General features: G+C 26.7%; 6 protein-coding genes. 5 read left to right on the plus strand and 1 reads right to left on the minus strand.

From position 1 onward, the window contains the following. Window positions 1-155: 155 nt before the first annotated feature. The 5 genes from HZY83_RS06160 to HZY83_RS06180 all read left to right on the plus strand — a co-directional run bounded on the left by HZY83_RS06160 (window position 156) and on the right by HZY83_RS06180 (window position 7078). Entirely contained in the window at window positions 156-1001 is an 846-nt protein-coding gene (locus tag HZY83_RS06160; protein WP_370520052.1) for a YitT family protein, read from the plus strand. Between the two features lie 154 nt (window positions 1002-1155). Continuing rightward, window positions 1156-3759, plus strand: a complete 2604-nt coding sequence (gene polA / locus HZY83_RS06165) for a DNA polymerase I (protein ID WP_179943182.1) — start codon at window positions 1156-1158, stop codon at window positions 3757-3759. Between the two features lie 29 nt (window positions 3760-3788). After that, the gene (gene rapZ / locus HZY83_RS06170) at window positions 3789-4661 is read left to right on the plus strand and encodes an RNase adapter RapZ (RefSeq protein WP_179943183.1); all 873 of its coding nucleotides are present in this window, start codon (window positions 3789-3791) and stop codon (window positions 4659-4661) included. Further along, window positions 4654-5634 carry a gluconeogenesis factor YvcK family protein gene (locus tag HZY83_RS06175; protein WP_179943184.1) on the plus strand — a complete coding sequence of 327 codons (981 nt, stop codon included), beginning with the start codon at window positions 4654-4656 and terminating at the stop codon, window positions 5632-5634. The genes rapZ and HZY83_RS06175 overlap by 8 nt, the downstream gene beginning before the upstream one ends. A gap of 94 nt (window positions 5635-5728) precedes the next feature. After that, on the plus strand, window positions 5729-7078 hold the full coding sequence (locus HZY83_RS06180) for a glucose-6-phosphate isomerase (RefSeq protein ID WP_179943185.1): 1350 nt from the start codon (window positions 5729-5731) through the stop codon (window positions 7076-7078). Window positions 7079-7256: 178 nt separating this feature from the next. Here the strand turns inward: HZY83_RS06180 and HZY83_RS06185 are convergent. Further along, on the minus strand, window positions 7257-8676 hold a 1420-nt coding region (locus HZY83_RS06185), incomplete at its 5' end, for a hypothetical protein (RefSeq protein WP_179943186.1).

Here is an 8676-nt window from a genome sequence, read left to right on the forward strand (position 1 = left end):
ATCAATAAGTTGTTAATATAACAAATTTTGAATAATATGGTTAATTAATTTATAATTTTAAATAAATATGTTACAATAATTATAAATATAATTATTGTAACATACCAATTTTAATATATGATTTGTAAATTTTTTTATGTTTGGAGGTAGAAATTATTAAATTTTTGAAAATATTTAGGAAATACTTTCTTGTTTTTATAGGATCAGCAATCTTTGCTGCTGGCCTAGAATTCTTTTTAATTCCTAATAAAATATTAGATGGAGGAGTTGTAGGTATCTCTATTATTGCTCAAAATTACATTAGCTTACCAATAGGGGTATTTATTTTCTTATTTAATATTCCTTTTCTTTATTTAGGTTATAAGCAAATAGGTCTTAATTTTACTATTGCTTCATTATTTGGAGTAACAGCTTTGTCTGTAATGACTGCTGTATTTCATCCCTATCCACCATTAGTAACTGATCCCTTTTTGGCTTGTATTTTTGGAGGTATAATATTAGGTATTGGAGTAGGTTTAGTTATTAGAAGTGGTGGAACGCTAGATGGAAGTGAGATGTTTTCTATTTTTGCTACGAAAAATTTACCTATTTCTGTAGGTGAAATGGTTTTAGCTATAAATGTTGTTATTTTTGTCGTTTCTGGCTTTATTTTTAGTTGGGAATCAGCACTTTATTCTATGATAAGTTATTTTATAGCTGCAAAAGTTATGGACGTTGTAATTGAGGGATTAAATGATTCTAAGTCTGTAATGATAATTTCCAAAGAGTATCGAAAAATTAGTGATGAAATACAACAACAGTTGGGAAGGGGAGTCACCCTTCTTAATGGTGAAGGTGGATATAGTGGAGACGAAACTAAAGTAATTTTTTGTGTAATTACTAGAATAGAGGAAGCAACTTTGAAAAGTATAGTTGTAGAAAATGATAAAAATGCCTTTTTATCTATAGGTAATATAGCAGAAGTTAGCGGAGCTAATTTTAAGAAAAAGGATATTCACTAAAATTAAATATGAAAATAGAACTAGTAATAAATAATAAAATAGTTTATTGCTAGGTTTATTTTTATAATAAAGATTATATGCCGTAAAACATTACAGATGTAGTTATTTGTGATATAATCAATGTTGTAATTACAAAAAGATTAGAGGACATATTATGGCGAAAATTTTGTTGTTAGATGGGAATAGCTTAAGTTTTAGAGCATTTTATGCTATGCCACCACTTAAAAATAAAAAAGGATTGTATACAAATAGCGTTTATGGTTTTACGCTTATGTTAGATAAATTATTGTTAGATTTAAATCCAGACTATGCACTAGTAGCGTTTGATAAAGGAAAATCTACATTTAGGCATAAGAGTTATGAAAATTATAAAGGGACACGTAGTAAAACTCCTGATGAATTAATAGAGCAATTTGGTTATGTTAGAGAACTTCTTGATAGTTATGGAATCAAATATGAAGAACACGATGAATATGAAGCTGATGATATTATAGGATCATATGCAAAACAAGCAGAACTTTTGGGGCATGAAGTTATAATAGTTACAGGAGATAAAGATTTAACGCAGTTAGCTACTGATAAGATAACAATTTATTATACTAAAAAAGGTGTAACAGATATAGATTATTATACGCCTAAGTTTATTTATGAAAAATACGGGTTATCTCCATTACAAATAATAGATATGAAAGGTTTGATGGGTGATAAATCTGATAATATACCGGGAATTGAAGGTGTAGGAGAAAAAACAGCTATAAAACTTTTAAAAGAGTACGAAACTGTAGAAAATGTTTTGGATAATATATCGAATATTAGCGGAAAAAAATTAAAAGAACGCTTAGAATCTGGAAAAGATGATGCTTTGATAAGTAAAAAATTAGCTACTATTTTTACGGAAGTACCTTTAGATAATGATGTTTTATCTTTAACTTTTGAAGAAAATATTGATAAGAAAATACAGCTTTTTGAAAAACTAGAGTTTACGTCATTTTTGAAAAAATTAGAAAGTAATAAAGACAAAAAAGGATTAGATATAAATATTGTATTGGCTAGTGATAAAACTGAAATAAATTTAGAAGATAGTAGTATTCATTTGGAATGTTTTACAGATGATTATCATAATAGCGATATTCTAAATATAGCAGTTTACAGCGACAATAAAGTTTATATATTTTCTGAACAAGATTTTTTTGCAAATAAATATATAGTAGAGTTTTTAAATAGTGATAAATCAAAGAATATTTATGATATAAAAAAAGTATCTTATATAGCCAAAAGATATTCTTTGGAAATACAAGGTTATGTTTTTGATGCTAAAATCGCTAATTATTTGATTGATGTAAATATTTCTGATAATTTTAGTAAAATAGTAAATCATTATTTAGGAGAGCATATTTCTAGCGATGAAGATATTTATGGAAAAGGTGCGAAGAGATCAATCCCAGAAATAGAGTTAGTTAATAAGTATATAGCAGAAGTAGCTTATTTAAATTTTAAATTAAAAACTATATTAGAAGAAGCTATGAAAGAAAGAGATGTTTTTGAATTATATAAAAATATAGAATTGCCTATAGCTAGAGTATTAATGAATATGGAGTATGAAGGTATCTGTGTAAATAGAGATACCTTATCAGAAATAAGTACAGATTTAGATGATAGAATTAACAACTTGGAACAGGAAATTTTTAGTTTATCTGGTACAGAATTTAATATATCTTCTCCTAAACAACTAGGTATAGTATTATTTGAAAAATTAGGATTACCCGCTGTGAAAAAAACTAAGACGGGTTATTCTACTTCTGTAGAGGTTTTAGAATTTTTAGAAAATAAGCATCCTATTATTCCGTTAATTATGGAATATAGAACTATTACTAAATTAAATTCTACATACGCTAAAGGTTTAGTTAAAGATATAACTTCGAGTGGAAAAATTCACACTCGTTATGAACAAACTTTAGCAGCTACTGGAAGGTTATCTTCAATTAACCCCAACCTTCAAAATATTCCTATAAGGTTAGAAGAAGGTAGAAAGATAAGAAAAGCCTTTGTACCAAGTTCAGAAGATAATGTAATTTTAGGTATAGATTATTCTCAAATAGAGCTTAGAGTTTTATCCCATATCGCAGAAGATGAAGTTATGATAGAAGCGTTTAATAATGATGAAGATATTCATACGAAAACAGCTAGTCAAGTTAATGGAGTTCTTTTAGATGAAGTTAGCGATGCTATGAGAAGAGAGGCTAAAGCTGTAAATTTTGGTATAGTTTATGGAATATCTGATTTCGGATTGTCAAATAATTTAGGAATAAGTAGAAAGCGTGCTAAAGAGTTTATAGATAAATATTTAGCAACATTTTCTGGAGTCCAAAAATATATGGATAATATAGTTCAATTTGCAAAAGATCACGAGTATGTAAAAACGCTATTCAATCGTCGTAGATATTTGCCAGAAATTAATGCAAAAAATAAATTAATATTTAACTTAAATTCTAGAATAGCGATGAATACACCTATTCAAGGTACAGCAGCTGATATAATAAAAATAGCTATGATTAATGTCTTTGACTATTTACAAAATAATAATTTAAGAGCAAAACTTTTGTTACAAGTACATGATGAGCTTATATTTGATGTCCATAAAGACGATGTAAAAAAATTAGAGGAAGTAGTAAAAAATATTATGGAAAATGCAGCTAATTTAAAAGTTAAATTAAAAGCAGATTCCTCTGTAGGAAATAACTGGTATGAAGCTAAGTAAGTATATATTTTAGAAAGGAAGATATCTATATGAAAAAAGATTTAGTAATAATAACAGGGATAAGTGGTGCAGGTAAAAATAGTGCATTAAGTGTTTTTGAAGATTTTGGATATTTTTGTGTAGATAATATGCCCTCACCTTTAGTTGATTCATTTTTAAAATTATTAGTAGATAAAAATATACAAAGAGCAGCAATTAGTATAGATATAAGAAGTAAAAGTTTCTCTTTAGAAATTAATTCGCTAATAAATAATTTGCGAAAAGATAGTAATTTTAATGTTAAAGTTATTTATATAGATTGTAACGATGAAGTATTGGTAAATAGATATAAAGAATCTAGAAAAAATCATCCACTATCAAAAGAAAAGAGTTTATTAGAAGGTATTTCTATAGAGAGAGAATTAATTGAAAATATTAAATTTATATCTAATTATATTTATGATACTAGTTACTTAAGGGTAAAAGATTTAGTTCAAAAAATATCGGAAGATTTTGATATAATGAAAAAAGATAAGTATCATGTTATGATTTCTAGTTTTGGTTATAAATATGGCATTCCTATTGATGCTGATAATGTTATTGATGTTAGATTTTTAACTAATCCATTTTATATAGATGCCTTAAGAGAAAAAACAGGACTAGATGATGATGTTTTTAATTATGTTTTTGATGATAATACTACTCAAGAATTTTATTCTAAACTAAAAAATCTTATGCTATATATGATAGAGAAATATCAATATGAGGGAAGAGATAAAGTTGCTATTGCCATAGGATGTACTGGAGGAAAGCACAGATCAGTGAGTATTGCTAGACAATTATTTGATGATGTAAAAAAAGAGGGCTATAAGACGTATATTTCTCATCGTGATATAAACACAGGAAGGAGAAATAATGACTAAAGAATTAAAAGTAGTATCAATAGGAGGAGGAACAGGATTATCTGTTTTAATGAGAGGTTTAAAGAATTATCCGTTAGATATTACGGCTATAGTAACTGTTGCAGATGACGGAGGTAGTTCTGGAAAAATACGTAGTGATATGAATATTCCATCTCCTGGCGATATAAGAAATGTAATTGCAGCATTATCAGATGTAGAACCGCATTTGGAAAAAATGTTTCAGTATAGATTTGATATTGGAGAAGTTAGTGGGCACCCTGTAGGTAATTTGATGATAGCAGCTATGGCAGATATTTATGGGGATTTCTCTACTGCAGTAAAAGTCATGAGTAAAATATTAAATGTTAAAGGAACAGTTCTTCCTACAACAAATGATATAGCGACGTTAAATGCTCGTATGAAAAATGGAGAAATTGTTAGAGGAGAATCATCAATTACCGAATATGGTGGGAATATAGACGAGGTTTATATAACTCCTAAAACGGTAAAACCTACTAACTATGTTCTAAAAGCTATAGAAGAGAGTGATTATATAATTATAGGTCCTGGTAGTTTATACACATCTATAATTCCAAATTTAGTAATAGATGGTATTGCAGAAAAGATTGTTAGTAGTAAGGCGAAGAAAATATATGTAGCAAATGTTATGACTCAGTCTGGAGAAACAACAGGATATTCTGTAAGTGATCATATAAAAGCTATAAATAAACATGTCGGAGCTAACTTATTTGACTTAGTAATAGCTAATTCAAAAGATATAGACAATAATATTCTATTAAAATATTATGAGTCGGGACAAGAAAAAGTAGAATTAGATTATGATGAATTAGAGAAGTTAGATATAGAAGTTATTAGTGATGAGGATATTGTCAAAATTGATGGTACTAATATACGACATAATACAGAAAAAGTAGCTGAATTAATATATGAATATATATTAGATAATAAATCAACTATTATATATGAAAGATAGAGTGTTGTAAATTTACTTTAAAATGTACTTTACATTAATAATTAAATGATATAGAATATATTATATTACAGTATATAAACAAGGAGAATAGAAAATGCATTTAAAATTTGATTATTCAAAAGCATTAAACTTCTTTTCTGAACAAGAAGTAAAAAATATGGAAGATTATGTGAAAATAGCTCATAATCAACTTCACAATAAGACAGGGCAAGGTAATGATTTTGTAGGATGGTTAGATTTGCCTACTAATTATGATAAAGAAGAATTTGTACGCATTAAAAAAGCAAATGAAAAAATTAAAAGTGATTCTGATGTATTAGTAGTTATTGGTATAGGAGGATCTTATCTAGGGGCAAGAGCTGCAATAGAAATGCTAAATGATAGTTTTTATAATTTCTATGAGAAAGATAGAAAAACTCCACAAGTATTTTTTGCAGGACACACTATTTCTTCAACGTATACGCAAGAATTAGTTAATTATTTGAAAACAACAGGTAAAGATTTTTCTGTTAACGTAATTTCTAAATCTGGAACTACTACAGAACCTGCTATAGCATTCCGTGTTTTTAAAGATCTTTTAGAAGAGAAATATGGTAAAGAAGAAGCTAAATCAAGAATTTATGCAACGACAGATAAGGCTAGAGGAGCTTTAAAAACTTTAGCAGATAGTGAAGGATATGAAACATTTGTAGTTCCTGATGATGTTGGTGGACGTTTTACAGTTCTTACAGCGGTTGGATTATTACCTATAGCAGTAAGTGGAATTGATATTGATAAAATGATGGCAGGGGCAAAACTTGCTCAAGACGAATTATCAACTGATGATTTATCTAAAAATATTTCGTATCAATACGCAGTTATGAGAAATATTTTACAACAAAAAGGGAAATTAATAGAGATATTAGTTTCTTATGAACCATCAATGGTATACTTCAATGAGTGGTGGAAACAACTTTATGGAGAATCAGAAGGAAAAGATGGAAAAGCATTATATCCATCAAGTGTATGTTTCTCAACAGACTTACACTCAATGGGACAGTATGTACAAGAAGGTCGTAGAATCTTATTTGAAACAGTTTTAAAAGTAAAACAACCTAACTTAAATTTTGAATTAAAAGAAGAAAAAACAGATTTAGATGGTCTTAACTACTTGGCAGGTCAAACTATGGATTTTGTAAATACTAAGGCATTTGAAGGTACACTATTAGCTCATACTGATGGAGGAGTACCTAACTTTGTAGTAGAGCTTCCAGATATGTCAGAATTTACTTTTGGTTATTTAGTTTATTTCTTTGAGAAAGCAGTAGCTATTTCTGGATATTTACAAGGACTTAATCCATTTGATCAGCCAGGAGTAGAAGCATATAAGAAGAATATGTTTGCTTTATTAGGTAAACCAGGTTTTGAAGAATTAAAAGCTGAATTGGAAGAGCGCTTAAAATAAGAATATTTAATATAGTTAGTGTGATTAAATAAAAGTAGAGATTATATGTAATCTCTACTTTATTTTTTGTTGAAAACACAAATTTAAAGATGTGTATCAAAATTTATAATTAATAAGATATAAAAATATTAAAATTAAAAACTCAGATAATATTAATTATATAATCTGAGTTTTAGTTTTATTGAAAATATTTTATTTCTCTATTTAGAATGATTGTAAATGTAACACCTATTGTTATTATGATAGCAATGTATATACCAGATAAAAGCCACCATAGATTAGGGAATATGTTTGTAAATAATACTGTTATAGCAATTATAACGTTAGTTATTATTATTACTGCAAAAAATATAAGTAATTGTTTCATTTGAGAACCGCCTCTTAACAATAATTGTGTAATATTGTTCCAATTAGTAAAAGGTTTTTTCAAATCTTTAGTAAACATATATATAGAATGTATTATGGACACTGCTAAAAACGTAGTCATAGCAGTAATACTGAAAAATAGAGAAGTATTTAAAATAACAATACATACAATAAATAGTACAGATGATATTAATATTTGCAATATAGTTGAAATAAATAATTTTCTAAGTAAAAATTGTTTTAAATGTAGTGGTAGAGTTTTTATATATTCAAAATTTTTATAATCTATAGAAATTGCTAACGCACTAAAAGAGGCAGTACTATATAAGAATATTGCTCCTACAGTTCCTACAATAATTGCTGTTGGTAAAATAATTAAATCTTGTTGTAAATAATTATGACCTCTAAAAACTATTATTATACCAATAAATAAACATATAGAAATAAATGGTGATAAGATATTATTTGATATAAGTGTACCATTTTTAAAGCTTTGCATTGTCATACTATCAAATATTCTTTTTTTGTTGAATGCTTTATTTTTATTCTGTTTTGTTACATTATTATTTTTATTTGAATTCTCTGCAAGACTTATGTTATGTGTAAAATAAGGTTCTATTACGAATTTATTAAGTAGCCATAATAATACAACTAAAATTCCTGCCAATACTAATATTTTGCTAAGTGATTGAAAACTGGTTGGACTTGTAATAACATTAAGGAAAAAATCTCCTTTATACTGACTAATCGGAGTAACTTCTCCTGACATAAAAACAGGTATCATAAAAAAATAACTACCAAATATTAACATAAACAAGACAACCTGTGAAACAACTATAAAAGCAGTTCTATATTTCTTAAATAATTTAATATTAGTAAGAAATGATGATATTAGCATTGTAATAAATAAAACACAAAGTGATATAATTATAGTATATATAAAAACTATTATAATTGATAAAAGTATATTATCATTAGTATATTTAATTGTAGAAATAATATTTAAAACAGCTAATATTAAAATAGATGATGCAGAATTAATTATCATAAAAAGAAATTTGCTATAAAAAATTTCTTTTTGAGTTATTGGAAGATTTGTTAAACTTATTACATCTTTTCCTTCATAAAACACATTAAAAAATACAGAGAAAATAGTAATTAATAAGAATAATAATAAAAATATTACAGTTAATTTATATCTACTAGCATCATAAGAAAGATCATTAATAAAG

It is taken from the genome of Gemella sp. GH3 (assembly GCF_013415425.1).
Lineage (GTDB): Bacteria > Bacillota > Bacilli > Staphylococcales > Gemellaceae > Gemelliphila.